Source organism: Streptomyces sp. NPDC090025 (genome assembly GCF_044748125.1).
Classification (GTDB): Bacteria; Actinomycetota; Actinomycetes; order Streptomycetales; family Streptomycetaceae; genus Streptomyces.
The window spans coordinates 1-24,089 of sequence record NZ_JBIVFL010000024.1; the positions used below are offsets into that span (position 1 = coordinate 1).

General features: G+C 71.4%; 25 protein-coding genes. 9 read left to right on the top strand and 16 right to left on the bottom strand.

Translation table 11 applies throughout. The features are described 5' to 3' along the window. Window positions 1-353: 353 nt before the first annotated feature. Window positions 354-995 (bottom strand): DNA-3-methyladenine glycosylase, encoded by a 642-nt coding sequence (locus ACIPXM_RS34420; protein ID WP_401663794.1) that lies wholly within the window; start codon window positions 993-995, stop codon window positions 354-356. Window positions 996-1,134: 139 nt separating this feature from the next. On the opposite strand from ACIPXM_RS34420, the gene ACIPXM_RS34425 reads away from it, so the two are divergent. The 3 genes from ACIPXM_RS34425 (at window position 1,135) to ACIPXM_RS34435 (ending at window position 3,195) form a co-directional block, all read left to right on the top strand. Next, entirely contained in the window at window positions 1,135-1,917 is a 783-nt protein-coding gene (locus ACIPXM_RS34425) for a sporulation protein (RefSeq protein WP_401663797.1), read from the top strand. A 47-nt stretch (window positions 1,918-1,964) separates the two neighbouring features. Next, window positions 1,965-2,504, top strand: a complete 540-nt coding sequence (locus tag ACIPXM_RS34430) for a YbhB/YbcL family Raf kinase inhibitor-like protein (protein WP_401663800.1) — start codon at window positions 1,965-1,967, stop codon at window positions 2,502-2,504. 184 nt (window positions 2,505-2,688) lie between these two features. After that, the gene (locus ACIPXM_RS34435) at window positions 2,689-3,195 is read left to right on the top strand and encodes an HNH endonuclease (protein WP_401663802.1); all 507 of its coding nucleotides are present in this window, start codon (window positions 2,689-2,691) and stop codon (window positions 3,193-3,195) included. A gap of 78 nt (window positions 3,196-3,273) precedes the next feature. Here the strand turns inward: ACIPXM_RS34435 and ACIPXM_RS34440 are convergent, their stop codons facing one another. From ACIPXM_RS34440 to ACIPXM_RS34455, 4 genes are all read right to left on the bottom strand, one after another. Beyond that, complete coding sequence (locus ACIPXM_RS34440; protein WP_401663804.1) at window positions 3,274-4,047, bottom strand: sulfite exporter TauE/SafE family protein; 774 nt, start codon at window positions 4,045-4,047, stop codon at window positions 3,274-3,276. A gap of 166 nt (window positions 4,048-4,213) precedes the next feature. Then, entirely contained in the window at window positions 4,214-5,161 is a 948-nt protein-coding gene (locus tag ACIPXM_RS34445; protein WP_401663806.1) for an SPFH domain-containing protein, read from the bottom strand. Between the two features lie 99 nt (window positions 5,162-5,260). After that, window positions 5,261-5,689, bottom strand: a complete 429-nt coding sequence (locus ACIPXM_RS34450) for an NfeD family protein (RefSeq protein ID WP_401663808.1) — start codon at window positions 5,687-5,689, stop codon at window positions 5,261-5,263. Between the two features lie 146 nt (window positions 5,690-5,835). Continuing rightward, on the bottom strand, window positions 5,836-6,633 hold the full coding sequence (locus ACIPXM_RS34455; RefSeq protein WP_401663811.1) for an ABC transporter ATP-binding protein: 798 nt from the start codon (window positions 6,631-6,633) through the stop codon (window positions 5,836-5,838). A 214-nt stretch (window positions 6,634-6,847) separates the two neighbouring features. Between ACIPXM_RS34455 and ACIPXM_RS34460 the strand changes: the two genes are divergently transcribed. Next, entirely contained in the window at window positions 6,848-7,639 is a 792-nt protein-coding gene (locus ACIPXM_RS34460) for a hypothetical protein (protein ID WP_401663813.1), read from the top strand. 126 nt (window positions 7,640-7,765) lie between these two features. Here the strand turns inward: ACIPXM_RS34460 and ACIPXM_RS34465 are convergent, their stop codons facing one another. The 3 genes from ACIPXM_RS34465 to ACIPXM_RS34475 form a co-directional block, all read right to left on the bottom strand. Continuing rightward, complete coding sequence (locus ACIPXM_RS34465) at window positions 7,766-8,011, bottom strand: chaplin (RefSeq protein WP_401663816.1); 246 nt, start codon at window positions 8,009-8,011, stop codon at window positions 7,766-7,768. A gap of 137 nt (window positions 8,012-8,148) precedes the next feature. Beyond that, the gene (locus ACIPXM_RS34470) at window positions 8,149-8,799 is read right to left on the bottom strand and encodes a response regulator (protein ID WP_401663818.1); all 651 of its coding nucleotides are present in this window, start codon (window positions 8,797-8,799) and stop codon (window positions 8,149-8,151) included. Beyond that, on the bottom strand, window positions 8,792-9,976 hold the full coding sequence (locus ACIPXM_RS34475; RefSeq protein ID WP_401663820.1) for a GAF domain-containing sensor histidine kinase: 1,185 nt from the start codon (window positions 9,974-9,976) through the stop codon (window positions 8,792-8,794). Before ACIPXM_RS34475 ends, ACIPXM_RS34470 begins: the two co-directional genes overlap by 8 nt. A 490-nt stretch (window positions 9,977-10,466) precedes the next feature. On the opposite strand from ACIPXM_RS34475, the gene ACIPXM_RS34480 reads away from it, so the two are divergent. Further along, window positions 10,467-11,216, top strand: a complete 750-nt coding sequence (locus ACIPXM_RS34480; RefSeq protein ID WP_401663822.1) for a transglycosylase SLT domain-containing protein — start codon at window positions 10,467-10,469, stop codon at window positions 11,214-11,216. 104 nt (window positions 11,217-11,320) lie between these two features. Here ACIPXM_RS34480 and ACIPXM_RS34485 read toward each other — a convergent pair whose 3' ends face one another. After that, window positions 11,321-13,897: an FHA domain-containing protein gene (locus ACIPXM_RS34485; RefSeq protein ID WP_401663825.1), complete on the bottom strand. Its 2,577-nt coding sequence runs from the start codon at window positions 13,895-13,897 to the stop codon at window positions 11,321-11,323. A gap of 320 nt (window positions 13,898-14,217) precedes the next feature. Here ACIPXM_RS34485 and serB point away from each other — a divergent pair, with 320 nt between their 5' ends. Beyond that, complete coding sequence (gene serB, locus ACIPXM_RS34490; protein WP_401663827.1) at window positions 14,218-15,465, top strand: phosphoserine phosphatase SerB; 1,248 nt, start codon at window positions 14,218-14,220, stop codon at window positions 15,463-15,465. A gap of 117 nt (window positions 15,466-15,582) precedes the next feature. On the opposite strand, the gene ACIPXM_RS34495 is transcribed toward serB, so the two are convergent. The 4 genes from ACIPXM_RS34495 to ACIPXM_RS34510 all read right to left on the bottom strand — a co-directional run bounded on the left by ACIPXM_RS34495 (window position 15,583) and on the right by ACIPXM_RS34510 (window position 18,044). After that, a complete protein-coding gene (locus tag ACIPXM_RS34495; RefSeq protein ID WP_401663830.1) occupies window positions 15,583-16,101 on the bottom strand; it encodes a SixA phosphatase family protein in 519 nt (172 codons plus the stop codon). Window positions 16,102-16,146: 45 nt separating this feature from the next. Then, window positions 16,147-16,356 carry a hypothetical protein gene (locus ACIPXM_RS34500; protein WP_401663832.1) on the bottom strand — a complete coding sequence of 70 codons (210 nt, stop codon included), beginning with the start codon at window positions 16,354-16,356 and terminating at the stop codon, window positions 16,147-16,149. 180 nt (window positions 16,357-16,536) lie between these two features. After that, entirely contained in the window at window positions 16,537-16,653 is a 117-nt protein-coding gene (locus ACIPXM_RS34505) for an SGM_5486 family transporter-associated protein (RefSeq protein WP_365341355.1), read from the bottom strand. Window positions 16,654-16,670: 17 nt separating this feature from the next. Then, on the bottom strand, window positions 16,671-18,044 hold the full coding sequence (locus tag ACIPXM_RS34510) for a CynX/NimT family MFS transporter (protein ID WP_401663834.1): 1,374 nt from the start codon (window positions 18,042-18,044) through the stop codon (window positions 16,671-16,673). 133 nt (window positions 18,045-18,177) lie between these two features. On the opposite strand from ACIPXM_RS34510, the gene ACIPXM_RS34515 reads away from it, so the two are divergent. Then, window positions 18,178-18,867 carry a FadR/GntR family transcriptional regulator gene (locus ACIPXM_RS34515; protein ID WP_401663836.1) on the top strand — a complete coding sequence of 230 codons (690 nt, stop codon included), beginning with the start codon at window positions 18,178-18,180 and terminating at the stop codon, window positions 18,865-18,867. Here ACIPXM_RS34515 and ACIPXM_RS34520 read toward each other — a convergent pair. The 3 genes from ACIPXM_RS34520 to fabG all read right to left on the bottom strand — a co-directional run bounded on the left by ACIPXM_RS34520 (window position 18,836) and on the right by fabG (window position 20,951). Then, window positions 18,836-19,264, bottom strand: coding sequence for a hypothetical protein (locus ACIPXM_RS34520; RefSeq protein ID WP_401663839.1), 429 nt, complete (start codon window positions 19,262-19,264; stop codon window positions 18,836-18,838). The two genes, ACIPXM_RS34515 and ACIPXM_RS34520, sit on opposite strands and share 32 nt — an antisense overlap. Window positions 19,265-19,450: 186 nt before the next feature. After that, window positions 19,451-20,227, bottom strand: coding sequence for an enoyl-ACP reductase FabI (gene fabI, locus ACIPXM_RS34525; protein ID WP_401663841.1), 777 nt, complete (start codon window positions 20,225-20,227; stop codon window positions 19,451-19,453). A 4-nt stretch (window positions 20,228-20,231) separates the two neighbouring features. Beyond that, window positions 20,232-20,951, bottom strand: coding sequence for a 3-oxoacyl-[acyl-carrier-protein] reductase (fabG, locus tag ACIPXM_RS34530; RefSeq protein ID WP_401663843.1), 720 nt, complete (start codon window positions 20,949-20,951; stop codon window positions 20,232-20,234). Window positions 20,952-21,158: 207 nt separating this feature from the next. Between fabG and ACIPXM_RS34535 the strand changes: the two genes are divergently transcribed. Both ACIPXM_RS34535 and ACIPXM_RS34540 read left to right on the top strand, forming a co-directional pair. Continuing rightward, the gene (locus ACIPXM_RS34535; RefSeq protein ID WP_401663953.1) at window positions 21,159-22,670 is read left to right on the top strand and encodes a TldD/PmbA family protein; all 1,512 of its coding nucleotides are present in this window, start codon (window positions 21,159-21,161) and stop codon (window positions 22,668-22,670) included. Further along, window positions 22,667-24,058, top strand: a complete 1,392-nt coding sequence (locus tag ACIPXM_RS34540; RefSeq protein WP_401663845.1) for a metallopeptidase TldD-related protein — start codon at window positions 22,667-22,669, stop codon at window positions 24,056-24,058. Before ACIPXM_RS34535 ends, ACIPXM_RS34540 begins: the two co-directional genes overlap by 4 nt. The last annotated feature ends 31 nt before the right edge of the window (window positions 24,059-24,089 follow it).

A 24,089-nucleotide genomic window follows, 5' to 3' on the forward strand; every position in this document is an offset into this window, starting at 1 on the left:
TACTCACCCTCGCGGGCTTTCCTCCGGGCGCTTCCTTCGTTCTTGCGTTTCCGACTCTATCAGATCTTTCCGATCCGATTTCCTCGGTGCTTTCCAGTCCCTTTAAGCTCCGACTTTCGTCTTTGCTTTCCGGGCCCTTCCGGCGTGTCCACTACTTTAGCGGGTTTTCCCGGAGACTCATAATCGAGCCTTTCGAAACAGATTTCGGCATGCCGAAATAGGTCCCGTTGGGAGTCTGCGTCAGTAGGTGGTTTGGCCGCTTCGGGAGGCTTGAAAAAGCTCTGCCCGTCTCAAGCGGCTCGGGCTACATTACGCACCCCTGGGACCCGAGTCAAGCCGAGACACGGGGTGGGTCAGGCCGTGCGCTTGCGGGGCGTGTGGGCGCGGTAGGGGCTGACCGAGTGGTCGCCGTCGATCCAGAAGCGCCAGGGGTGCGGGGCTCCGTCGCCGCCGACGCCCGTCCGGGGGCCGTTGCGGACCAGGTCGGGCGGGGGTGGGGTGCCGGTGAGGACGGCGAGCGGGGCGTCGGGGCCCGCGCAGGCGTCGGTGCCGTCCAGGGCGCGGGCCACATCGAGGGCGGTGGCCAGGCGGGCCGGGCCCTTCGCGAGCTCGGAGTCGTAACGGGCCGAGAGTCGTCGCTTTCTGGCCTGTTCCGCACCCGTCAGGATCTCCCCCGCGCGCAGCAGCACCCCGCTCGCCTCGCCCTCGGGGCCGCACACCAGGTTCAGGCAGTGCCACATCCCGTACGTGAAGTAGACGTAGGCGTGCCCGGGCGGGCCGAACATGACGGCGTTCCTGGGGGTGCGGCCGCGGAAGGCGTGGGAGCCGGGGTCGATCGCGCCGGCGTACGCCTCCACCTCCGTGAGGCGGAGTTCGATCCGGCCGTCCGGGGTGTTGCGGACCAGGGTGCGGCCGAGGAGGTCGGGGGCGACCTCCAGGACGGGACGGTCGAAGAAGCTCCGCGGGAGCGGCGTGCGGTCGGGGCTCTCGCTCATGGCGTCCGAGAGTACTGGGGGCCGTCCGGGGGAAGGCGCGGAACCGGCTACGGTCGTCACGCGTATGTAGACCCGTACGCAGACCCGTAGGTAGTAGGGGTCGGGACCGCGCAGGGCGTCAGGACTATAAGGAGTGTCGATGGGGTTCAAGAAGCTGCTCGCGAGCCTGGGTGCGGGCGGGGCGTCGGTGGAGACCGTGCTCACCGAGGAGAACGTCGTCCCCGGTGGTGTCGTCCAGGGCGAGGTGCGGATCCAGGGCGGTTCGGTCGCCCAGCAGATCGAGGGGCTTTCGGTCGGCCTGCAGGCCCGGGTCGAGGTCGAGGGCGGCGACCAGGAGCACAAGCAGGACATCGAGTTCGTGAAGGTGCGGCTCGGCGGGGCGTTCGAGGTGCAGGCCGGGGCGGTGCACGTGGTGCCGTTCGGTCTGGAGATCCCGTGGGAGACGCCGGTCACCGCGATCGCCGGGCAGCAGCTGCGCGGCATGAACATCGGGGTGACGACGGAGCTGGAGATCGCCCGCGCGGTGGACTCCGGTGACCTCGACCCGATCAATGTGCACCCGCTGCCGGCGCAGCAGGCGATCCTGGACGCCTTCATCCAGCTGGGCTTCCGCTTCAAGAGCGCGGACATGGAGCGCGGGCACATCCGGGGGACGCGGCAGAAGCTGCCGTTCTACCAGGAGATCGAGTTCTTCGCGCCGCAGCAGTACCGGGGTCTGAACCAGGTCGAGGTCAGCTTCGTCGCGGACGACCGGGAAATGGACGTCGTCCTGGAGATGGACAAGAAGCCGGGTCTGTTCACCGAGGGCAGCGACTCGTTCCGGGCGTTCACCGTGGGTCTGCACGACTTCCACGGCACCGACTGGGCCGCCTACCTGAACCAGTGGCTCGCCGAGGTCGGCGGCCGCCGCAACTGGCTGTAGGGCCATAGGGTCGGGGCGGTAGAGCCGAGCGATACGGAGGATCAGACGTGGCCGAGGGCAAGAGGGCACCGCTTCCCCATGACTTCCACCCGCCGGTGGAGTCGTTCACGGTGGTGAGCGACGACGTCACGGCGGGCGGGGTGCTGCGGGACGCCCAGGTGTACGCGGCGGGGAACATCTCGCCGCAGCTGCGCTGGGAGGGTTTCCCGGCGGGGACGAAGAGCTTCGCCGTGACGTGCTTCGACCCGGACGCGCCGACCGGCAGCGGGTTCTGGCACTGGGTGCTGTTCGACATCCCGGTGGCGGTGACGGAGCTGCCGGCGGGTGCGGGGTCGGCGGCGGCGGCGTTCGCGGGGCTGCCGGCGGGCGCCGTGCACGTACGCAACGACTACGGGTCGAAGGACTTCGGCGGGGCCGCGCCGCCCAAGGGCGACGGGCCGCACCGCTATGTCTTCACCGTGTACGCGGTGGACGAGGAGAAGCTCGGTCCTGATGCCGACGCCTCCCCCGCGGTCGTCGGATTCCATCTGCGATTCCACGCTCTCGGGCGTGCGCAGCTGGTCGCCGAGTACGAGGATCCCGCGTAACGCCCGGCCTTCCGCCCGGCGGATCGTTCGCTTGTTGTTTGCCCGCTTCTGGTCTTGGAGAGATCAGAAGCGGGCATCTTTCGTTCTGCGGATATTGCGTTGTCCTACCCGGCGTGCCCGGCCAGAGTTGATCCATGCCCGGCGCCTACGAGGGGGCTGGGCCGGCACACGGGAGGTGGGCAGGATGCGGGACACGCTGGTGCTGAACGCGAGCTTCGAGCCGCTTTCGACGGTGACGCTCAACCGTGCGGTGGTTCTGGTGCTTCAGGACAAGGCCGTCGTGGAGCAGGAGCATCCCGGTCTTCGTGTGCGGGCCGCCGCCCTCGACATGCCGGTGCCCCGGGTGATCAGGTTGTGCCGGTACGTCCGGGTGCCGTTCCGAAGACAGGCCCCGTGGTCGAGGCGCGGTGTGCTGGTGCGTGACCAGCACAGGTGCGCGTACTGCGGGCGGCGGGCGACGACGGTCGACCACGTGGTGCCGCGGGCGCAGGGGGGTGGCGACCACTGGCTGAACACGGTGGCGTCGTGCGCGGAGGACAACCACCGCAAGGCGGACCGGACTCCGGAGCAGGCGGGGATGCCGTTGCTGCACCAGCCGTTCGTGCCGACGCCGCAGGACGCGATGCTCCTTGCGCTCAAGGCGGCGGAGCGTTCGGAGCTGCCGGACTGGCTGGCCGGGCAGGCCGCCTGAGCCGGTCCCGTACACCTCGTACACCTCGTACGTGAGGAAGGGCCCGTCCCGTTTCGGGGGCGGGCCCTTCCCGCTTGGTCACTTCAGGGTGAGCTGGAGGATGGCGACGACGCCGACGGCGATGATGACGCCGCGGAGCACGGTGGGCGGCAGGCGGCGGCCGACCTTGGCGCCGATCTGGCCGCCGATGGTGGAGCCGACGGCGATGAGGAGGACGGCGGTCCAGTCGAACTCGGCGACGAAGAGGAAGAAGACGGCGGCGACTCCGTTGACGAGGGCGCCGAGGATGTTCTTCACGGCGTTGATGCGCTGGAGGCTGTCGTCGAGGAGCAGGCCCATCAGGGAGATGTAGAGGACGCCCTGGGCGGCGCCGAAGTAGCCGCCGTACATGCTGGCGAGGAAGAGTCCGACGAGGAGCGTGGGGCCGCCGTGCGGGTGGGCCTCGGCGCCGGTGGCGTCGCGGCGGCGCTGGACGGCGGCGGCGATGCGGGGCTGGAGGAGCACGAGGACGAGCGCGATGCCGATGAGGACGGGGACGATCGCGTCGAAGGCGTCGGAGGGCAGGGCGAGCAGCAGGATCGCGCCGAGCAGTCCGCCGAGGAGGGCGGCGGTGCCGAGGCGGAGGATGCGCGGGGTCTGGCCCTTGAGTTCGCTGCGGTAGCCGATGGCTCCGCTGATGGAGCCGGGGACGAGGCCGAGGGCGTTGGACACGTTCGCGGTGATCGGCGGCAGGCCGGTGGCGAGGAGCACCGGGAAGGTGATGAGGGTGCCGGAGCCGACGATGGTGTTGATGGCGCCCGCGGCGGTGCCTGCGCCGAAGACCGCGAGCATTTCCCAGATGGACAACGCCATCTCCTTTGGGGTCGGTGAGTCGCCTCCCCGCCCGGTGGTGTGGGTCGAGGGGCTCGGCACCGATCATGCCCTGATTACGTGTATGTGTCAGCGATCTGGCCCGGGCGTCCGCGATGCGGACGGCCGGGCCAGATCGGGGTGTTGGGCTGTCGGGTCCCGGTGAGGGTCAGTCGACCGGCGGTGCCTCGCGGCGCTGGTCGCCGCCGTTCTGGTCGCCCTTGGTGTTGAAGCCGGGGACGCCGGGGGCGACGTTGCCGAAGGCGCCGGAGAGGCCCTTGAGGGCGTCACCGATCTCGCTGGGCACGATCCAGAGCTTGTTGGCGTCGCCCTCGGCGATCTTCGGGAGCATCTGGAGGTACTGGTAGGAGAGCAGCTTCTGGTCGGGGTCGCCCGCGTGGATGGCCTCGAAGACGGTGCGGACGGCCTGGGCCTCGCCCTCGGCCTTGAGGGCGGCGGCCTTGGCCTCGCCCTCGGCGCGCAGGATGGCGGACTGCTTCTCGCCCTCGGCGGTGAGGATCTGGGACTGCCGGGTGCCCTCGGCGGTGAGGATCGCGGCGCGCTTGTCGCGCTCGGCGCGCATCTGCTTCTCCATCGAGTCCTGGATGGAGGTCGGCGGCTCGATCGCCTTGAGCTCGACGCGGTTGACGCGGATGCCCCACTTGCCGGTGGCCTCGTCGAGGACCCCGCGCAGGGCCGCGTTGATCTCCTCGCGGGAGGTGAGGGTCCGCTCCAGGTCCATGCCGCCGATGATGTTGCGCAGGGTGGTGACGGTGAGCTGCTCGATCGCCTGGATGTAGCTGGCGACCTCGTAGGTCGCGGCCCGGGCGTCGGTCACCTGGTAGTAGATGACGGTGTCGATGTTGACGACCAGGTTGTCCTGGGTGATCACCGGCTGCGGCGGGAACGGCACGACCTGCTCGCGCAGGTCGATGCGGTTGCGGATGCGGTCGATGAACGGGACGACGATGTTGAGGCCGGCGTTCAGGGTGCGGGTGTAGCGGCCGAAGCGTTCGACGATGGCGGCGCTCGCCTGCGGGATGACCTGGATGGTCTTGATCAGGGCGATGAAGACAAGCACCACCAGAATGATCAGGACGATGATGACTGCTGACATCGTGTTCCCTGTGCCCTTCGCTGCCGGTTGAGTGAGCGGATCCGGATAAGGATGATGATCGAGTTTCCCAGACGGCGGCGCGCCATGGGCGAGGTTCGGTCACATGACGACCGCGGTCGCCCCGTCGATGTCGATGACGTCGACCTGTTCGCCCGGCTCGAAGCTCTGGCCGGTGTCGAGGGTGCGGGCGGACCAGACCTCGCCGGCCAGCTTGATGCGGCCGCCGTGGCTGTCGACCCGTTCCAGGACGACGGCCTGACGGCCTTTCAGGGCGTCGATGCCGCTGGCGAACTGGGGGCGGCCGTCGCGGTGCCGGGCCGCTATGGGGCGTACCACGGCGATGAGGGCGACCGAGACGACGGCGAAGACGATCACTTGGGTGACGATGCCGAAGCCGAGGGCGGCGGCCACCGCGGCGGCGACGGCGCCGGCCGAGAGCATGCCGAACTCGGGCATCGCGGTGAGGACGAGGGGAATGCCGAGCCCCACCGCGCCGATCAGCCACCAGATCCATGCGTCGATGTCCACATGGTCATGGTAGGGGCGGTGGGGCGGTACGGGACAGGGCGCGGGCCTCTCCCGGTGCGCGGGCGGGCGCGGCCGGACCCGGACGGGCGGGACGGACGCGGGGACGCGTCGGTCGCGCGTCCGCCCGCGCGTCGCCCGCGCCTCGGTCACGCGAGGGGCAGGCCCTGGGCGGTGTAGCGGTCGCCGACGCGCTCGACGACGAGCGGCAGGCCGAAGCAGCGGGAGAGGTTGCGGGAGGTCAGCTCGGTCTCCATGGGGCCCGCGGCGAGGACCTTGCCCTGGCGGATCATCAGGACGTGGGTGAAGCCGGGGGCGATCTCCTCGACGTGGTGGGTCACCATGATCATGGAGGGCGCGTACGGGTCGCGGGCGAGGCGGCCGAGGCGGCGGACCAGGTCCTCGCGGCCGCCGAGGTCGAGTCCGGCGGCGGGCTCGTCGAGGAGGAGGAGCTCGGGGTCGGTCATCATCGCGCGGGCGATGAGGGTGCGCTTGCGCTCGCCCTCGGAGAGGGTGCCGAACTTCCGGTCGAGGTAGTCGGTCATGCCGAGGCGGTCGAGGAACGCCTTGGCGCGCTGCTCGTCGACCGGGTCGTAGTCCTCGTGCCAGGTGGCGGTCATGCCGTAGGCGGCGGTGAGGACGGTCTGCAGGACGGTCTGGCGCTTGGGCAGCTTCTCGGCCATGGCGATGCCGGCCATGCCGATGCGGGGGCGCAGGTCGAAGACGTCGGTGCCGACGCCGCCGAGGGGCTCGCCGAGGACGGTGGCGGTGCCCTTGGTGGGGAAGAGGTAGCTGGAGGCGATGTTGAGGAGGGTGGTCTTGCCGGCGCCGTTGGGGCCGAGGATGACCCAGCGCTCGCCCTCCTTGACCGACCAGGAGACCCCGTCCACCAGAGCCCGTCCGTCGCGGACCACGGATACGTCCACCAGCTCCAGTACATCGCTCATGAGCGCGTTGTCTCCCCTATTACGGTCGAGTCGTGTCACCGCCTTGCGCCGGGTGGGCGCGGCGTCCAGGGGAAAACCTACGCCACCGGGTGCCCTGCCCGGTCCTTAGGGGCGGGTACGGCGGGTGTGTGGGGCGGGTCTCGGACATCCGCCGGGGATCGCGGGGTGCCCGGGGGCCCGGCGCGGCCGACGGGACACCCCCTATCGTGAGCGCATGCTTTCGGAACCACGTTCAGGACGGCTGGCGGCTTGGGGCAATGCCCTGTTGGCGGGGGCGGTGTCGCCGGACGACGCGGCGCTGGCGATCGTCGGGGAGGACGCGGTGCACCGCGTGGCGGGGCTGCCGGGTGAGGCGGGGCCGGTGGGTCTGACGCTGGCGCTGGGGCGGCTGCGGCGGCTCGGGGTGACCGGGTGGCGGGTGGCGCTGCCCACGCCGGGGCATCCGCTGGGTCTGAGCGGTCCGCCGGAGTTCAACGCGGCGGCGCTCGACGCGGCGGAGGCGGCGGTCGGTTTCGGCGCGCCGTACGGCCTTGTGCCCGAGGTGTCGGAGGCGGGTCCGGCCGGTGATGTGCACGTGGAGGTGGTCTGGCGCTGTCTGACGGTGCGGGAGGCGCCGCCGGCGGACGTGCCGTCGCTCGGCGAGGCGGAGCGTGAGCTGGCGGAGGCGCTGCGGGAGGCGACGACGGTGCTGACCCGGCTCGACGTGGCGGCCTCGGGCCCGGCGGCCGACGCGGCCCGCGACGCGTACCGGGCCCGCGCGGAGGCCGGCTCCGAGGTCCTGGCCCCCGGTTACCCGCCGCGCGCGGTGCGGGTCCTTGAGCTGGCCCGGCGGATCGGTCTGCTTGTGGACCTGGCGTACGACCACGGCCACGGCGGCGCGGTGAGCGCGGCGGAGATGGCGGCGAGGGGCGAGGCGCTCCGCCCGGTGGAGCGGGTGGCCCGGCGGGCCCAGGTGGCGGCGTACAACGCGTATGTGGAGGAGCGGGAGCGCGGGGCGGGCATCTAGGCCATGTCTTTTGGATCAGGCCGGGCTCGCGGCCGGGGCCGGGGCTCGCGGGGTCTTCCGGCCCTGCCCTGACATACGGAACCGGCCCCCGGGGGATCGTCCGGGGGCCGGTGGTTCAGCGGGGGGTCAGTGGTTGACCGCGCTGTTGCCGAAGGCCGGGTTGAGCAGGCCGATCACGTTGATCGTGTTGCCGGAGACGTTCACCGGGACGTGGACCGGGACCTGCACCAGGTTGCCGGACGCGACGCCCGGGGAGTTGAGGGCCTGGCCGTGGGCGTCGGCGCCGCCGTGGGCGGACGCGACACCCGCGCCGGCGGCGACGATGCCACCGGCGACCATGGTGAGGGCAGCGGCCTTCTTGAGCTTGTTCACTTCGGATTCCTTCTGGTCATCGCTGCGGCCGGTCCGCCGCAGCACGCCATGGAGAACGCCGTCGCCCCCGCCGGGTTGCGCCGAACGGGGGACATCCACACGACGGTATGACAATGGGAACGGGCGTGCCCCCAGGGTCAGGCGGTCATGCCGTTGCGTACCGCCCAGAGCGCGGCCTGGGTCCGGTCGGCGAGGTCGAGCTTCATCAGGATGTTGGAGACGTGGGTCTTCACCGTCTTCTCGGAGAGCACCAGCGCCCGGGCGATCTCCCGGTTGGAGCGGCCGTCGGCGATCAGGCCGAGCACCTCCCGCTCCCGCTCGGTCAGGGTGGAGCCGCGGCCGCCGCCGCTCCCCTGGCTCTGCTCGTCCTGGCTGAGCAGCGCGTCCGCGACCTCGGGCTGGAGCAGTACGTGTCCGGCGTGGACGGAGCGGATCGCGCCGGCCAGCGCGTCGGGGTCGATGTCCTTGTAGACGTATCCACTGGCGCCCGCCCGGAGCGCGGGCACCACCGTGCGCTGCTCGGTGAAGCTGGTGACGATGAGGACCTTCGCCGGGTTCTGCAGCGCGCGCAGCTGCCGCAGGGCCTCGATGCCGTCGGTGCCGGGCATCTTGACGTCCATGAGGACGACGTCGGGCCGCAGCTCCTCGGCGCGGGCCACGCCCTCGGCGCCGTCGGACGCCTCCCCCACCACCTCTATGTCCTCCTGGACCTCCAGGAAGGTGCGCAGACCGCGGCGGACGACCTGGTGGTCGTCGACCAGGAGCACGTGGATCACCTTGTCAGCCACCGGGGACCTCCATCTCGATCGTGGTGCCATGGCCGGGGGCCGATGTCACGGTGAGGGTGCCGCCGACCCCGGCGGCCCGGTCGCGCATGGAGACCAGGCCGAGGTGGCGGCCCGCGCGGCGCACGGTGCCGGGGTCGAAGCCCGTGCCGTCGTCGGTGACGGTGAGCCGGGCCCCGGCGCCGCCCGTACCGCCGGGGCCGCTTCCCGTACCGCCCGGGCCGCCGCGGGTGAGGGAGACGGTGACGAGCTGGGCGCCGGAGTGCCGCAGCGCGTTGTGCAGGGCCTCCTGGGCGACCCGGAGGACGGCTTCCTCCTGGGCGGCGGGCAGCGCGCGCACGCCCGTGCTGTCGAAGGTGACGCGGGCGGTGTGGGCGCGGTCCATGACCTGGATCTGGGTGCGCAGGGTGTGCACCAGGCCGTCCTCGTCGAGCGCGGCGGGCCGCAGCTCGACGACGGCGGCGCGCAGCTCGTCGGCGGCCTCCGCGGCCAGCGCGGCGACCTGCTGGAGCTCGTCCTTGGCGCGGCCCGGGTCGCGGTCGACGAGGGCGGCGGCGGCCTGGGCGGTGAGCCGGAGCGAGAACAGCTTCTGGCTGACGGCGTCGTGCAGCTCGTGGGCGAGCCGGGAGCGCTCCTCGGCGATGGTGAGCTCGCGGCTGCGCTCGTACAGCCGGGCGTTGGTGAGGGCGATGGCGGCGTGCTGGGCGAGCAGGGCGAGGAGCTCCTCGTCGTCCTCGGTGAAGCCGCAGCGGCCGGTGGGGCGGGGGCAGCGCTTGTTGGCGAGGAAGAGGGCGGCGAGGGTCTCGTCGCCGTCGCGCACGGGCAGGCCGATGAAGTCGGACATCTCGGGGTGCGCGGCGGGCCAGCCCCCGAACCGGGGGTCCTGGCGGACGTCGGCGAGGCGCTCGGGTTCGGCCTTGGCGAGCATGGCGGCCAGGATGCCGTGCTGGCGCGGCAGCGGGCCGATGGCGCGCCACTGTTCCTCGCTGATGCCGTCGACGACGAACTGGGCGAAGCCCCCGTGGTCGTCGGGGACGCCGAGGGCCGCGTACTCGGCGTCCAGCAGCTCGCGCGCGGAGGCGACGATCGTCTTGAGGACGTCGCGGACCTCCATCTGGCGGTTCATCGCCAGCAGGGCGCTGCTCACGGCGGCCAGGCCGGAGCTGGGTCGATGGCTCATGTGTTCACCGTACCGGGGGGTGGTGACCGTCCGTATCCGACTGGGGACGGCCCTCGGGCGGGGCGGAAGGACTAGGCCAGGAGTCCCGGCGGGGGTGGTCCTGCGGCCCGGGAGGGAGGGGAGGGCGGCCTCTGGGAGTACGGCGCGGGGGGTCTTCTCGTCCGGAAGGAGGAGAACCCTCACCGTGTGCATCGCAGTCGCAACGCGCGGTGAGTTTGTTACACGCCCGATGTGAGCCCGCGCATAGGACCCACATCACTTACGAATCCCCCTAGTGGAGTCGTAAAGACCAGATCAGTACCGGGTGGGTGGGGTTCGTGCGGGTCTCGGGGGGTGGCCCCTGGCCCCCTGATCCACTACCGGGGATCGTACGTCACACCTTTGCCAGCGCATTTTGCTGCCGCTAAGAATTGCGTCCGTCGCCGCCGAGCACCTGGCGCAGCGCCGCCCGGCCTGAGCGACCCCCTGCGATTCGAAGAGGTACTCCAGCATGTCTGCGAACACTCCCGGCCACAGTCGTGGTCTGAAGAAGACCCACAAGGCTGCGATCGCCGGCGTCGCCACTCTGAGCGCCGCGGCGCTCGGCCTCTCCCTCGTCCAGGGTGTCGGTGGCGGTGCCACCGAGACCGAGCCGCAGGCCCTCGCGAACACGCAGGCGGTCGCCTGGTCGTACGACGCGGCCAGCCCGCAGGCGAAGGCGCTCGCCGCCAGCCTCGACCAGCAGACCTCGACCTTCACCCTGAAGGCGAAGCAGGAGGCCGACGCGAAGGCCAAGGCGAAGGCCGCGGCCGACGCCGCCGCGAAGAAGAAGGCGGACGCCGCCAAGGCCGCCGCGAAGAAGAAGGCGCAGGCCGAGGCGAAGAAGCGGTCGGCCGAGAAGACCGCCGCCAGCCGCTCGGTGACCCGCGCCCCGGTGTTCGCGAACAACCTCGACGGCTGGATCCGCGAGGCGCTGTTCATCATGGACAAGCACAACATCCCGGGCAGCTACAACGGCATCCACAAGAACGTGATGCGCGAGTCCAGCGGCAACCCGTTCGCGATCAACAACTGGGACATCAACGCCATCAACGGCGTGCCGTCCAAGGGTCTGCTCCAGGTCATCTACCCGACCTTCAAGGCGTACCACATCTCCGGCACCAAGTTCGACCAGTACGACCCGGTCGCCAACATCGTCGCCGCCTGCAACTACGCGGCCGACCGCTACGGCTCGATCGACAACGTCAACAGCGCCTACTGAGCCGCTGTACGGCCACCCGTGCCATGCCGAAGGGCGGCACCCCGTGCGGGGTGCCGCCCTTCGGCGTACGGTGCGGGAGGCCGCGCGGGAGGCCGTGCGGGCCGTTACTTGCGCATGACCTCGGGCTCGTGGCGGCGCAGCAGCCGGGCGACCAGCACGCAGCAGACGGTCGCCATGAGGAGCTGGACGCCGAGGTCGATGCTCCACTGGGCGACGGTGTGCTCCCACAGCGCGTCCAGGTTGTCCGGGTTCTTGTGGTCCCACGGCGGCATCAGGTGGGCGAGGTCGAGCGTGGTGCCCGCGCCCGCGATGCCCCAGCGGGACGGCATCAGCCAGGCGAACTGCTCAAGGCCCGGCGAGCCGTACACCTGGAACAGGATGCCGGTGAAGACGACCTGGATGATCGCGAACATGACCAGCAGCGGCATGGTCTTCTCGGCGGTCTTCACCAGCGCGGAGATCACCAGGCCGACCATCATCGAGGTCAGGCCGAGCGCGATGACCTGGACGCACAGCTCCACGGCGGGCGGCATGAACAGGCCCTCGGCGGGCAGGTCACGGGTCGAGAAGCCGATGCCGCAGATGATCACGCCCTGGAAGGCGGTGATCACGCCGAGGACGATGACCTTGGACATCAGGTACGCGGACCGGGACAGGCCGGTGGCGCGTTCCCGCTCGTAGATCACCCGCTCCTTGATCAGCTCTCGTACCGAGTTCGCGGCGCCGGAGAAGCACATGCCGACCGCGAGGATCAGCATGATCGTGCCCGCGTCGCCGTTGAACCGGGAGTTCCCCGACGGCGGGCCGAGGCCGAAGTCGGCCGGGATGACCACCGAGACCGCGCCGAGCACGGCCGGCAGGATCACCATCAGGGCGAGGAAGCCCTTGTCGGAGGCGATCACCGACACATAGCGGCGGATCAGCGTCCACAGCTGGGAGCCCCAGCCCTGCGGCTTGGGCGGCCGGGCCAGCGCCTGCTGGGCCTGGTGCGGCAGCTGGACCGGCTGGGCGGCGACGGCGTCGATCTCCGCCGCGTACATCTGGTAGTGCTGCGAGCCCTTCCAGCGGCCCGCCCAGTCGTAGTCGCGGTAGTTCTCGAACGCGGAGAAGACATCGGCCCAGGTGGTGTAGCCGAAGAAGTTCAGCGCCTCGTCCGGCGGGCCGAAGTAGGCCACCGAACCGCCCGGCGCCATCACGAGCAGCTTGTCGCACAGCGCGAGCTCGGCCACCGAGTGGGTGACCACGAGGACCGTACGGCCGTCGTCTGCGAGGCCGCGCAGCAGTTGCATGACATCGCGGTCCATGCCCGGGTCGAGGCCGGAGGTCGGCTCGTCCAGGAAGATCAGCGAGGGCTTGGTCAGCAGCTCCAGGGCGACCGAGACGCGCTTGCGCTGGCCACCGGAGAGGGAGGTGACCTTCTTCTCCTTGTGGATGTCGAGCTTGAGCTCGCGCAGCACCTCCCCGATCCGCTCGGCGCGCTCCTGCTCGCTGGTGTCGGCGGGGAAGCGCAGCTTGGCGGCGTACTTGAGCGCCTTCTGGACGGTCAGCTCCTTGTGCAGGATGTCGTCCTGCGGGACCAGACCGATGCGCTGGCGCAGCTCGGCGAACTGCTTGTAGAGGCTGCGGTTGTCGTAGAGGACGTCGCCCTGGTCGGCGGGCCGGTAGCCGGTGAGCGCCTTGAGCAGGGTGGACTTGCCGGAGCCGGACGGGCCGATGACACCGATCAGCGACTTCTCCGGGACGCCGAAGGTGACGTCCTTGAGGATCTGCTTGCCGCCCTCGACGGTGACCGTGAGGTGGGTGGCCGAGAAGGAGACCTCGCCGGTGTCGACGAACTCCTCGAGCTGCTGGCCGACGATCCGGAAGGTCGAGTGGCCGACGCCGACGATGTCGTGGGGGCCGAGCAGGGCGGTGCCGCCCTTGGGCATCGGCTGGCCGTTGACGTAGGTGCCGTTGTGCGAGCCGAGGTCACGGATCTCGAAGCGGCCGTCGGGCGTGGCGTGGAACTCGGCGTGCAGCCGGGAGACCTGGAGGTCGGAGACGACCAGTTCGTTCTCCAGGGCACGGCCGATGCGCATGACGCGGCCGAGGGCCAGCTGGTGGAACGTGGTGGGGCTGCGGTCGCCGCCGTGCGGGGCGAAGGGCTGCTGGTGCGGCTGCCCGGCCTGGGGCCCGGCCTGGTTCGGGACCTGCTGGCCCGCCTGGTTCGGGACCGCGTGCGGGACCTGCTGCCCGGCCTGCTGCTCCGGCCAGCCCTGCGGGGGCGTGCCCCGCGGGGTCGGCGGGGCCTGGTGGGTGACCTCCTGGTGCACGCCCACCGGCTGCTGCGCCTGCTGCTGGTTCGGGACCTGCTGCTGTCCCGCCTGCTGCCGGTCCGGGGCGGCGGCGAGATTCAGCCGCGGGCCGTCGGTGGCGTTGCCGAGGTGGACGGCCGAGCCGGGACCGATCTCCAGCTGGTGGACCCGCTGACCGTGCACGAAGGTGCCGTTGGTCGAGCCGTGGTCCTCGATGACCCAACTCCGGCCGCCCCAGCTGATGGTGGCGTGCCGCCACGAGACCCTGGCGTCGTCGATCACCAGGTCGCCCTGCGGGTCCCGGCCCAGGGTGTACGACCTGGACGGATCGAGCGTCCAGGTCCTTCCATTCAATTCCAGTACGAGTTCTGGCACTCCACGCCCCACTACTTGTCCCCCGAAGTACCCCCGTCGTCGGGGGCCAGGGATGGTGAACATCCGGGGGAACTATTTCAGGCCCCGCACCGGATCCGAAAGTCGGGCCGCGTGAAGAGCTTGCGCACGCGCACGAGATGACCTACGCGAGCGCGCGTCCGGGCACTGCCCGGGCAGTGTCCGGGCAGTGTCCGGGCGCTGTTTCGGCATGGTCGCCAGGTCCGGCATGTTCGTACGCCGGGTCGCGGGTGGCGACCTCAGGGCCACTCGGGTGTCCGGCAGGCGGGACGGGGCGCGGGGGCCGCCGGGGTGCCCGATACGGTGGGACCACCATGAGCGCATCGCAGACCCCAGACGTTCCCACCTCGGACGTTTCCCCCTCTGACGTTCCGACTCTCCTCGTCAAGATCTTCGGTAAGGACCGCCCCGGGATCACCGCCGGTCTCTTCGACACCCTCGCCGCCTACTCCGTCGACGTCGTGGACATCGAACAGGTCGTGTCCCGTGGCCGGCTCGTGCTGTGCGCGCTGGTCACCGAACCGACCGTCGCGAGCCAGGGCGAGCTGCGGGCCACCGTGCACAGCTGGGCCGAGTCCCTGCGGCTGCAGGCCGAGATCATCTCGGGCACGGGCGACAACCGGCCGCGCGGCGAGGGCCGCTCGCACGTCACCGTGCTCGGCCACCCGCTGACCGCCGAGCAGACGGCGGCCATAGCGGCCAGGATCGCCGGCACCGGCGGCAACATCGACCGGATCTTCCGGCTCGCCAAGTACCCGGTGACGGCCGTCGAGTTCGCCGTCTCCGGCGCCGAGACGGCGCCGCTGCGCACCGCGCTCGCCACCGAGGCCGCCTCGGTCGGGGTGGACGTGGCCGTGGTGTCGGCCGGGCTGCACCGGCGGGCCCAGCGGCTCGTGGTGATGGACGTCGACTCGACGCTCATCCAGGACGAGGTCATCGAGCTGTTCGCGGCGCACGCGGGCTGCGAGGCCGAGGTCGCCGAGGTGACCGCCGCCGCGATGCGCGGCGAGCTGGACTTCGAGCAGTCGCTGCACGCCCGGGTCGCACTGCTCGCCGGGCTCGACGCGTCGGTGGTCGACAAGGTGCGCTCCGAGGTACGGCTGACGCCGGGCGCGCGCACCCTGATCCGCACCCTGAAGCGGCTCGGCTACCAGGTGGGGGTCGTCTCGGGCGGTTTCACCCAGGTCACCGACGATCTGAAGGAGCGGCTCGGGCTCGACTTCGCCCAGGCCAACACCCTGGAGATCGTGGACGGCAGGCTCACCGGCCGGGTGACCGGCGAGATCGTCGACCGGGCGGGCAAGGCGCGGCTGCTGCGCCGGTTCGCGGCGGAGGCGGGGGTGCCGCTGGCGCAGACGGTGGCGATCGGCGACGGCGCCAACGACCTGGACATGCTGAACGCGGCCGGGCTCGGGGTCGCCTTCAACGCCAAGCCGGTGGTGCGGGAGGCCGCGCACACCGCGGTCAACGTGCCCTTCCTGGACACCGTGCTGTATCTCCTGGGCATCACCCGCGAGGAGGTCGAGGCGGCGGACGACGGCGAGGGCGACCTGCCGCACTGACGCCCGCCCGGGCGGATCCGCGCGGTGACCCGCGGGGATCCGCCCGTACGCGAAAGGGCCCGGCTGTCGGACGACGGCCGGGCCCTTTCGCGTACGGGGAGGAGCGGGGCGCGCTCGTCAGTCGTGCGGGGTCCAGAAGCCGGTCAGGGTGCCGACGCCGTGCTCCAGGGACTTCCAGGAGCCGGTGAAGGTGAGGGTGGCGTAGGAGCCGGTGGGGAAGCCGCTGCGGCTCATCCGGGCGAGGTGGTCGCCCTCGGCCTCGCCCGCGAGGGCGTCGGCGAGCGCGTGCATCCCGGGGTTGTGGCCGATGAGGATCAGGCTGCCGACGGTGTCGGGGGTCTCGTTGAGCAGCGCGATGAGCTCGCCGAGGGATGCCTCGTACACCCGGTCCTCGTAGACCGTCCTCGGGCGCTCGGGCAGCTCGTGGACGGCGAGCTTCCAGGTCTCCCGGGTGCGCGCCGCGGTGGAGCAGACGGCCAGGTCGAAGGTGATGCCGCTGTCGGCGAGCTTGCGGCCGGCGACGGGGGCGTCCGTGCGGCCGCGCTCGGCGAGCGGGCGCTCGTGGTCGGAGGTGTCGGACCAGTCGGCCTTGGCGTGTCGGAGCAGCACGATCGTGCGGGTTGTGTCGACGCTCATGTGACACAGCTTGTCACGAAACGGGCCTTGTCGAGAGGGAGATCGTCAGAGCACGAGGGCCTGCTGGAAGTGTTCCAGGAGGCGTCCGAATCCGCCGTCGCCGCCGGTCACGGCCTGGGCCTCACCGGGGCCCGCTATGAGGAGGAAGAGGACGACGAACGCGACGGCCGGGAGGACCAGGGCCCACCAGGGCAGCCGGGTGTCGACTCCGGTCGGGCGCCCGGCCCGTACACCGCTGTGCGTGCGCGCCTCCATGGCCGCCTCCGTCGTGTGGGGATCTCCTCGCGTGGTGTTTCCGCGATGACTCCACCGTACGGAGCGGACCGGCCCCGGCCCATCAGGTGATCCACCCACTTACCCCTGACACCTGCCCCCTAGGGGATGGGGGGTTGTCCCCACCCCCGGGCGACGGGAAGAGGGCGAGGGGGCAGGGGGTCAGGGGGAGGCGATGGACGCGATGATGCCGATGACGACCGTGATGCCGATCATCGCGCCGAAGACGATGAGGAGCTTCTTCTGGCCGTTCGGGGGGTTCGGTTCGAGTACGGGCATGGGCTCAGTCTCGCATCTCAGCATTCGTCCTCGAACGTCCGGTCCCGTCCGGCGAGGGTGCCGACGATCATCTGCGGGATCATCAGGCCGCCCATCAGGGCGATCGGCAGGCCCCAGCCGCCGCTGTGCTGGTAGAGCACGCCGACGAGGAGGGGTCCGGGGATGGAGATGAGGTAGCCGACGCTCTGCGCGAAGGCGGACAGCTTGACCACTCCGGCGCCGGTGCGGGACCGCATGCCGATCATGGTGAGGGCGAGCGGGAAGGCGCAGTTGGATATGCCGAGCAGCAGCGCCCAGGCCCAGGCGCCGCCGGCCGGGGCGAAGTAGAGGCCGGTGTAGCCGCCGAGTCCGCACAGGGCGAGGACGACGACGATCGGGCCCTGGTTGCGCATCCGGGTGGCGAGGCCGGGGATGACGAAGGCCAGCGGGACGCCCATGACCATGGTGACGGCGAGCAGCACGCCCGCGGTGGAGGCCGGGACGCCCGCGTCGCGGAAGATCTGCGGCATCCAGCCCATGGTGATGTACGCGCCGGTGGCCTGGAGGCCGAAGAAGCAGGCGAGCGCCCAGGCGGTGCGGCTGCGGGCGACCCGGGGGGTCTTCGCGGCGGGGGCGGAAGCGGTGGCGGCGGCGGTGGAGGGCTCGGCCGGGCCGGTCGCCGGGGTGCCGGTCGCGGGGGTGCCGGTCGCGGGGGTGCCCGGCGTCGGGGTGCCCGCCGTCGAGGGGCCGGTCATGCCACGGTCGCGGATCAGCGGCAGCCACGGCAGCACGGCGACGGCCGCGAGGGCCGCCCAGATGCCGAGGCCCAGCCGCCAACTGCCGCCCAGCGCCTCGGTCATGGGCACGGTCGCGGCGGCGGCCACCGAGGTGCCCATGGCGAGGGCCATCGAGTAGAGGCCGGTCATGCTGCCGATGCGGTCCGGGAAGTACTTCTTCACGATGACCGGCATCAGCACGTTGCTGAGCGCGATGCCGACGAGGGCGAGGGCGCTGGCGGCGAGGAAGGAGACGGTGTTCCCGGCGAAGGCGCGCAGCACCAGGCCCGCCAGGATGGCCGCCATGCCCGCGCAGACCACGGCGGCGGGGCCGAAGCGGCGGGCAAGCCGGGGTGCGGCGATGCCGAAGACGGCGAAGCACAGCGGGGGCACGGAGGTGAGCACGCCGGCCACGCTGCCGCTCATGTGCAGCCCGGCGCTGACCTCCTTGAGCAGGGCGCCGAGACTGGTGATGGCGGGGCGGAGGTTGAGCGCCGTGACGACGAGCCCGACGGCGACGAGCCCGCCGACCCAGCGGGCGGGTCCTGCGGGTGCGGGAGCAGCGGTGCCCGCGCTGCTGCGGGTGGGCTGCTGGTTCCTGGTGGCGGGGTCGAGTGTCCGCTGCTCGTCTGACATGGGACCATCATAGAATCATGGGATGATTGGTTGTCCAGCCGTGAACAGACGGTCCGACGGGTCACCGACGGCCGGGCAGGGCGGGGCAGGGCAGGGCAGGACAACGGGACCGAACGGAAGGTGTGGTGCGCACATGGCTCTCGGACATCCGCGGCGCAGCGGGCTCTCGGACCAGGTGATCGCGGAGCTGCGGAACCAGATCACCTCGGGCGAGTGGCCGGTGGGCACCCGGATCCCGACCGAACCCGAGCTGGTGGAGCAGCTGGGGGTGGCCCGTAACACCGTCCGCGAGGCGGTCCGGGCGCTCGCCCACAACGGGCTGCTCGACATCCGGCAGGGTTCCGGCACCTATGTCGTGGCCACCAGCGAGCTGGCCGGGGTGATGCACCGCAGGTTCGCCGACTCCGACCCGCGGGACGTGGCCGAGCTGCGCTCGACCCTGGAGTCGTCGGCGGCGCGGCTGGCCGCCCAGCGGCGCACCGACCGGGATCTGAAGCAGCTGGACGGGCTGCTGGCGCGCCGCGAGGAGGTGTGGGCGACCGGGGACGCGGAGGAGTTCGTGACGGCGGACGCGGCCTTCCACCACGCGGTGGTGGTGGCCTCGCACAACGAGGTGCTGACCGAGATGTACGCCGACCTGGGCCATGTGATGCGGGCCTGGCTGCTCGGCGACGTGGGCGGTGAGCTGCGGCCGGAGAACCACATGGACCACGCGCGCCTGGTGGCGGCGATCCGGGAGGGCGACGCGGAGCGGGCGGCGGCGGAGGCGGCGAGCTATCCGTTCCTGTGTCTCAGGAGCCAGCAGCCGCCGGTTCGTGGGTGAGCCAGGCCGACCGGACCTCTTTCCAGCAGCGTCCGGTCACCTGGGCGTAGTCGGCGGGGCCGACCTCGACGGCGGCGCTGTCGGTGTCCACGTCCCACCAGCGGGCGCACTCGACGTGCAGCCGGATCCGGTCGGTGCGGGGGTAGGGGTTCTGGCAGTGGGCGGTGACGGTGGAGCCCTGGACCAGGGTGCGGCAGGAGGCCGCGAAGTCGTCGGCGGACACCTTCTCGGCCGTCGCCCGCTCGGCGGGCTCCACTCGCACGGCACCCGAGGTGGCGTCGGGGGCGGGCGCCGGAGCGGCCCCGACCTCGGCGGCGACGGCGAGTCCCGCCAGGCCCGCGAGGAGCGCGGCGGCCGTGACGAGCGCGGGGGTGCGGGGACGCGGGGGCGTGCGCATGTCCGTACCTCCTCCCCAGTCAGCAGCCGGAATGTCACGCTGAACGTCACGCTCTGACCCAGTCTGGGGTGATCCGCCGGACTTTTCGACTCGGGGAGCCGTACCCCGGGTACGACGCAGGGGCCGGACACCCGCCGTGGAGGCGGGCGCCCGGCCCCTGTGCGTACGGGGTACGTACGGGACGCGTCAGGCGCCGATCGCGTGCAGACCGCCGTCGACGTGGACGATCTCGCCCGTCGTCTTCGGGAACCAGTCGGAGAGCAGCGCGACGACACCGCGGCCGGCCGGCTCCGGGTCGGCGAGGTCCCACTTCAGCGGGGAACGGTCGTCCCAGACCGCCGCAAGCTCGCTGAAGCCGGGGATCGACTTCGCGGCCATCGAGCCGATCGGGCCCGCCGAGATCAGGTTGCAGCGGATGTCCCGCTCGCCCAGGTCACGCGCCATGTAGCGGTTGGTGGCCTCGAGGGCGGCCTTGGCCGGGCCCATCCAGTCGTACTGCGGCCAGGCGAACTGCGCGTCGAAGGTGAGGCCGACGACCGAACCGCCCTGGTGCATCAGCGGCAGCAGCGCCATGGTCAGGGACTTCAGCGAGAAGGCCGAGACGTGCATGGCGGTGGCGACGGACTCGAACGGCGTGTTCAGGAAGTTGCCGCCGAGCGCGTCCTGCGGGGCGAAGCCGATGGAGTGCACGACACCGTCGAGCCGGTCGCCCAGGTGCTCACGGACCTGGCCCTCCAGGCGGGCGAGGTGCTCGTCGTTGGAGACGTCGAGCTCCAGCACCTTGACGGCGTCCGGGTTGGGGAGCTTCTTGGCGATGCGCTCGGTCAGCGTCGGACGCGGCCACGCGGTGAGGATGATCTCCGCGCCCTGCTCCTGGGCCAGCTTCGCGGTGTGGAAGGCGATGGAGGACTCCATCAGCACACCCGTGATCAGGATGCGCTTGCCCTCGAGGATTCCGCTCATGTGATCAGTGACCCATGCCCAATCCGCCGTCAACCGGGATGACGGCTCCAGTGATGTACGAGGCGTCGTCGGACGCGAGGAACCGCACCGCGGCGGCGATCTCGCCGGGCTGCGCGTAGCGGCCCAGCGGCACCTGGGAGACGATCCCGGCGCGCTGGTCGTCGGTGAGGACGGCCGTCATGTCGGTGTCGACGAAGCCGGGGGCGACGACGTTGAAGGTGATGTTGCGCGAGCCGAGCTCACGGGCGAGGGAGCGCGCGAAGCCGACCAGGCCGGCCTTCGACGCGGCGTAGTTCGCCTGGCCCGCCGAGCCGAGCAGGCCGACGACCGAGGAGATCAGCACGACGCGGCCCTTCTTGGCGCGCAGCATGCCGCGGTTGGCGCGCTTCACGACCCGGAAGGTGCCGGTGAGGTTGGTGTCGAGGACGGACGTGAAGTCCTCCTCGGACATGCGCATGAGGAGCTGGTCCTTGGTCACGCCGGCGTTGGCCACCAGCACCTCGACCGGACCGTGCTTCTCCTCGATCTCCTTGTACGCCTGCTCCACCTGCTCGCCGTCGGTGATGTCGCACCGGACGGCGAGACAGCCGAGCTCGGCGAGCTCCGCCGGCGGCTCGCCCGAGCGGTAGGTGAACGCGACCTTGTCCCCCGCCTCGGCGAACGCGCGGGCGATGGCGAGGCCGATGCCCCGGTTTCCTCCGGTGACGAGAACCGAGCGGCTCAACGGATCACCCTTTCGATAGCGGTCTGGTATGCCGAAAACCTATCGGTCCGTTCCGCGATACGGAGAATCGAGCCCTGACAGTGGCTTGCGGGCCTTGCTGTCGGGTCCCTACATAAAGACCTGGGCACCGTCGCCGAAAACACGACATGATCTGGGACGACCGGTCTCAATCGACAGGAGACAGCTGTGCAATCTGGGACCCATTCCATCGACGAGGGCTTCACCGAGCTGCCGTTGCGCGCGCTCGCCGACGCGGCGCTCGCGCGGGCCCGCGCGCTCGGGGCCGAGCATGCCGATTTCCGCCTGGAGCGGGTGCGCAGTGCCTCCTGGCGGCTGCGGGACGCCAGGTCGGCCGGGTCCTCGGACACCACGGACCTGGGCTACGCGGTGCGGGTGGTGCACGGCGGGGCGTGGGGGTTCGCGTCCGGGGTGGACCTGAGCATGGACGCCGCCGCGCGGGTCGCCTCGCAGGCGGTGGCGATGGCCAAGCTGTCGGCGAAGGTGATCGCGGCGGCGGGCTCCGACGAGCGGGTGGAGCTGGCGGACGAGCCGGTGCACGCGGACAAGGTGTGGGTCTCGTCGTACGAGATCGACCCGTTCTCGGTGTCCGCCGAGGAGAAGAGCGGGCTGCTCGCCGACTGGAGTGCGCGGCTGCTGCGCGCCGACGGGGTGGCGCACGTGGACGCCTCGCTGCTCACGGTGTTCGAGAACAAGTTCTACGCGGACACCGCCGGCACCGTCACCACCCAGCAGCGGGTCCGGCTGCACCCGGAGCTCACGGCGGTCGCGGTGGACGCGACGACCGGTGAGTTCGACTCGATGCGGACGCTGGCGCCGCCGGTCGGCCGGGGCTGGGAGTATCTGACGGGCACCGGCTGGGACTGGGACCGGGAGCTGGAGGAGATCCCCTCGCTGCTCGCCGAGAAGATGCGGGCGCCGAGCGTCGAGGCCGGGCGGTACGACCTGGTGGTCGACCCGTCCAATCTGTGGCTGACCATCCACGAGTCGATCGGGCACGCCACCGAGCTGGACCGGGCGCTCGGCTACGAGGCGGCCTACGCGGGCACCTCGTTCGCCACCTTCGACCAGCTGGGCAAGCTGGCGTACGGCTCCTCGGTGATGAACGTGACGGGCGACCGCACCGCCGAGCACGGGCTCGCGACCATCGGCTACGACGACGAGGGCGTCCAGGGGCAGTCCTGGGACCTGGTGAGCGGCGGCACGCTCGTCGGCTACCAGCTGGACCGCCGGATCGCGAAGCTCACCGGCCTCGGCCGGTCCAACGGCTGCGCGTTCGCCGACTCCCCCGGCCATGTGCCGGTGCAGCGGATGGCGAACGTGTCGCTGCAGCCGGACCCGGGCGGGCTCGGCACCGAGGACCTGATCGGCGGCGTGGAGCGCGGGATCTACGTGGTCGGCGACCGTTCCTGGTCGATCGACATGCAGCGCTACAACTTCCAGTTCACCGGCCAGCGCTTCTTCCGGATCGAGAACGGGCGGCTCGCGGGCCAGCTGCGGGACGTCGCCTACCAGGCCACGACCACCGACTTCTGGGGCTCGATGGAGCAGGTCGGCGGCCCCCAGACGTACGTCCTCGGCGGCGCGTTCAACTGCGGCAAGGCCCAGCCGGGCCAGGTCGCCGCGGTGTCGCACGGCTGCCCTTCCGCCCTTTTCCGGGGCGTCAACATTCTGAACACGACGCAGGAGGCCGGTCGATGAGCCGCGTCAGCAAGCCGTACGAGCTCGTCGAGCGGACCCTTGAGCTGTCCCGCGCGGACGGGTGTGTCGTCATCGCCGACGAGGAGTCCTCGGCGAATCTGCGCTGGGCGGGCAACGCCCTGACCACCAACGGTGTCACCCGGGGCCGCACCCTGACCGTGATCGCCACCGTGGACGGCGCCCAGGGCACCGCCTCCGGTGTGGTGTCGCGTTCGGCCGTGACCGCCGACGACCTGGAGCCGCTGGTACGGGCCGCCGAGGCGGCCGCGCGGGCGGCCGGACCGGCCGAGGACGCGCAGCCGCTGGTCCAGGGCGGGCCGGTGTCGGCCGACTTCACGGAGGCGCCGGCCGAGACCTCGTCGGCCGTCTTCGACGCGTTCGCGCCCGCGCTCGGCGAGGCGTTCGCCCGGGCCCGGGCGGGCGGCCGTGAGCTGTACGGCTTCGCCCTGCATGAAATGACGTCCAGCTACCTGGGCACCTCGACCGGGGTGCGGCTGCGGCACGACCAGCCCAACGGCAAGCTGGAGCTGAACGCCAAGACGCCGGACCGCAGCCGCTCCGCGTGGGCCGGGCGGGCCACCCGGGACTTCCTGGACATCGACCCGGCCGCGCTCGACGCCGAGCTCGCGGTCCGGCTCGGCTGGGCGGAGCGCCGGATCGAGCTGCCCGCCGGGCGGTACGAGACGCTGCTGCCGCCGACCGCCGTCGCCGACCTGCTGATCTACCAGCAGTGGTCGGCGTCCGCGCGGGACGCGGCGGAGGGCCGCACGGTCTTCTCCAAGCCCGGCGGCGGCACCCGGGTCGGCGAGAAGCTGTCGGCGCTGCCGCTGACCCTGCGCAGCGACCCGCACGCGCCGGGCCTGGAGTCCGCGCCGTTCGTGATCGCGCACAGCTCGGGCGACACGTCCTCCGTCTTCGACAACGGTCTGCCGGTCCCCCCGGTCGACTGGATCAAGGACGGCAGCCTCGACCGGCTGGTCACCACCCGGCACTCGGCGGGGCTCACCGGGCTGCCGGTGGCGCCGGAGGCCGGGAACCTGATCCTGGACGCCGGTGGCGAGCGCACCCTGGACGAGATGGTCGCGGCGACCGAGCGCGGGCTGCTGCTGACCTGCCTCTGGTACATCCGCGAGGTCGACCCGGCGACGCTGCTGCTCACCGGTCTCACCCGGGACGGCGTCTACCTGGTGGAGAACGGCGAGGTGGTCGGCGAGGTGAACAACTTCCGCTTCAACGAGTCGCCGGTCGACCTGCTGTCGCGGGCCTCCGAGGCGGGTGTCACCGAGAAGACGCTGCCGCGCGAGTGGAACGACTGGTTCACCAGGGCGGCGATGCCCGCGCTGCGGGTGCCGGACTTCAACATGAGCTCGGTCAGCAAGGGCGTCTGACCCGCCTAGACTGGCCAGGACAACCGTTCAA

What these genes read in the sequence shown, in the direction of transcription:
- ACIPXM_RS34420 (WP_401663794.1), bottom strand. Translation starts at nt 995, where the DNA reads ATGAGCGAGAGCCCCGACCGCACGCCGCTCCCGCGGAGCTTCTTCGAC.
- ACIPXM_RS34425 (WP_401663797.1), top strand. Translation starts at nt 1,135, where the DNA reads ATGGGGTTCAAGAAGCTGCTCGCGAGCCTGGGTGCGGGCGGGGCGTCG.
- ACIPXM_RS34435 (WP_401663802.1), top strand. Translation starts at nt 2,689, where the DNA reads ATGCGGGACACGCTGGTGCTGAACGCGAGCTTCGAGCCGCTTTCGACG.
- ACIPXM_RS34440 (WP_401663804.1), bottom strand. Translation starts at nt 4,047, where the DNA reads ATGGCGTTGTCCATCTGGGAAATGCTCGCGGTCTTCGGCGCAGGCACC.
- ACIPXM_RS34445 (WP_401663806.1), bottom strand. Translation starts at nt 5,161, where the DNA reads ATGTCAGCAGTCATCATCGTCCTGATCATTCTGGTGGTGCTTGTCTTC.
- ACIPXM_RS34455 (WP_401663811.1), bottom strand. Translation starts at nt 6,633, where the DNA reads ATGAGCGATGTACTGGAGCTGGTGGACGTATCCGTGGTCCGCGACGGA.
- ACIPXM_RS34460 (WP_401663813.1), top strand. Translation starts at nt 6,848, where the DNA reads ATGCTTTCGGAACCACGTTCAGGACGGCTGGCGGCTTGGGGCAATGCC.
- ACIPXM_RS34475 (WP_401663820.1), bottom strand. Translation starts at nt 9,976, where the DNA reads ATGAGCCATCGACCCAGCTCCGGCCTGGCCGCCGTGAGCAGCGCCCTG.
- ACIPXM_RS34480 (WP_401663822.1), top strand. Translation starts at nt 10,467, where the DNA reads ATGTCTGCGAACACTCCCGGCCACAGTCGTGGTCTGAAGAAGACCCAC.
- serB (WP_401663827.1), top strand. Translation starts at nt 14,218, where the DNA reads ATGAGCGCATCGCAGACCCCAGACGTTCCCACCTCGGACGTTTCCCCC.
- ACIPXM_RS34495 (WP_401663830.1), bottom strand. Translation starts at nt 16,101, where the DNA reads ATGAGCGTCGACACAACCCGCACGATCGTGCTGCTCCGACACGCCAAG.
- ACIPXM_RS34500 (WP_401663832.1), bottom strand. Translation starts at nt 16,356, where the DNA reads ATGGAGGCGCGCACGCACAGCGGTGTACGGGCCGGGCGCCCGACCGGA.
- ACIPXM_RS34505 (WP_365341355.1), bottom strand. Translation starts at nt 16,653, where the DNA reads ATGCCCGTACTCGAACCGAACCCCCCGAACGGCCAGAAGAAGCTCCTC.
- ACIPXM_RS34510 (WP_401663834.1), bottom strand. Translation starts at nt 18,044, where the DNA reads ATGTCAGACGAGCAGCGGACACTCGACCCCGCCACCAGGAACCAGCAG.
- ACIPXM_RS34515 (WP_401663836.1), top strand. Translation starts at nt 18,178, where the DNA reads ATGGCTCTCGGACATCCGCGGCGCAGCGGGCTCTCGGACCAGGTGATC.
- ACIPXM_RS34520 (WP_401663839.1), bottom strand. Translation starts at nt 19,264, where the DNA reads ATGCGCACGCCCCCGCGTCCCCGCACCCCCGCGCTCGTCACGGCCGCC.
- fabI (WP_401663841.1), bottom strand. Translation starts at nt 20,227, where the DNA reads ATGAGCGGAATCCTCGAGGGCAAGCGCATCCTGATCACGGGTGTGCTG.
- ACIPXM_RS34540 (WP_401663845.1), top strand. Translation starts at nt 22,667, where the DNA reads ATGAGCCGCGTCAGCAAGCCGTACGAGCTCGTCGAGCGGACCCTTGAG.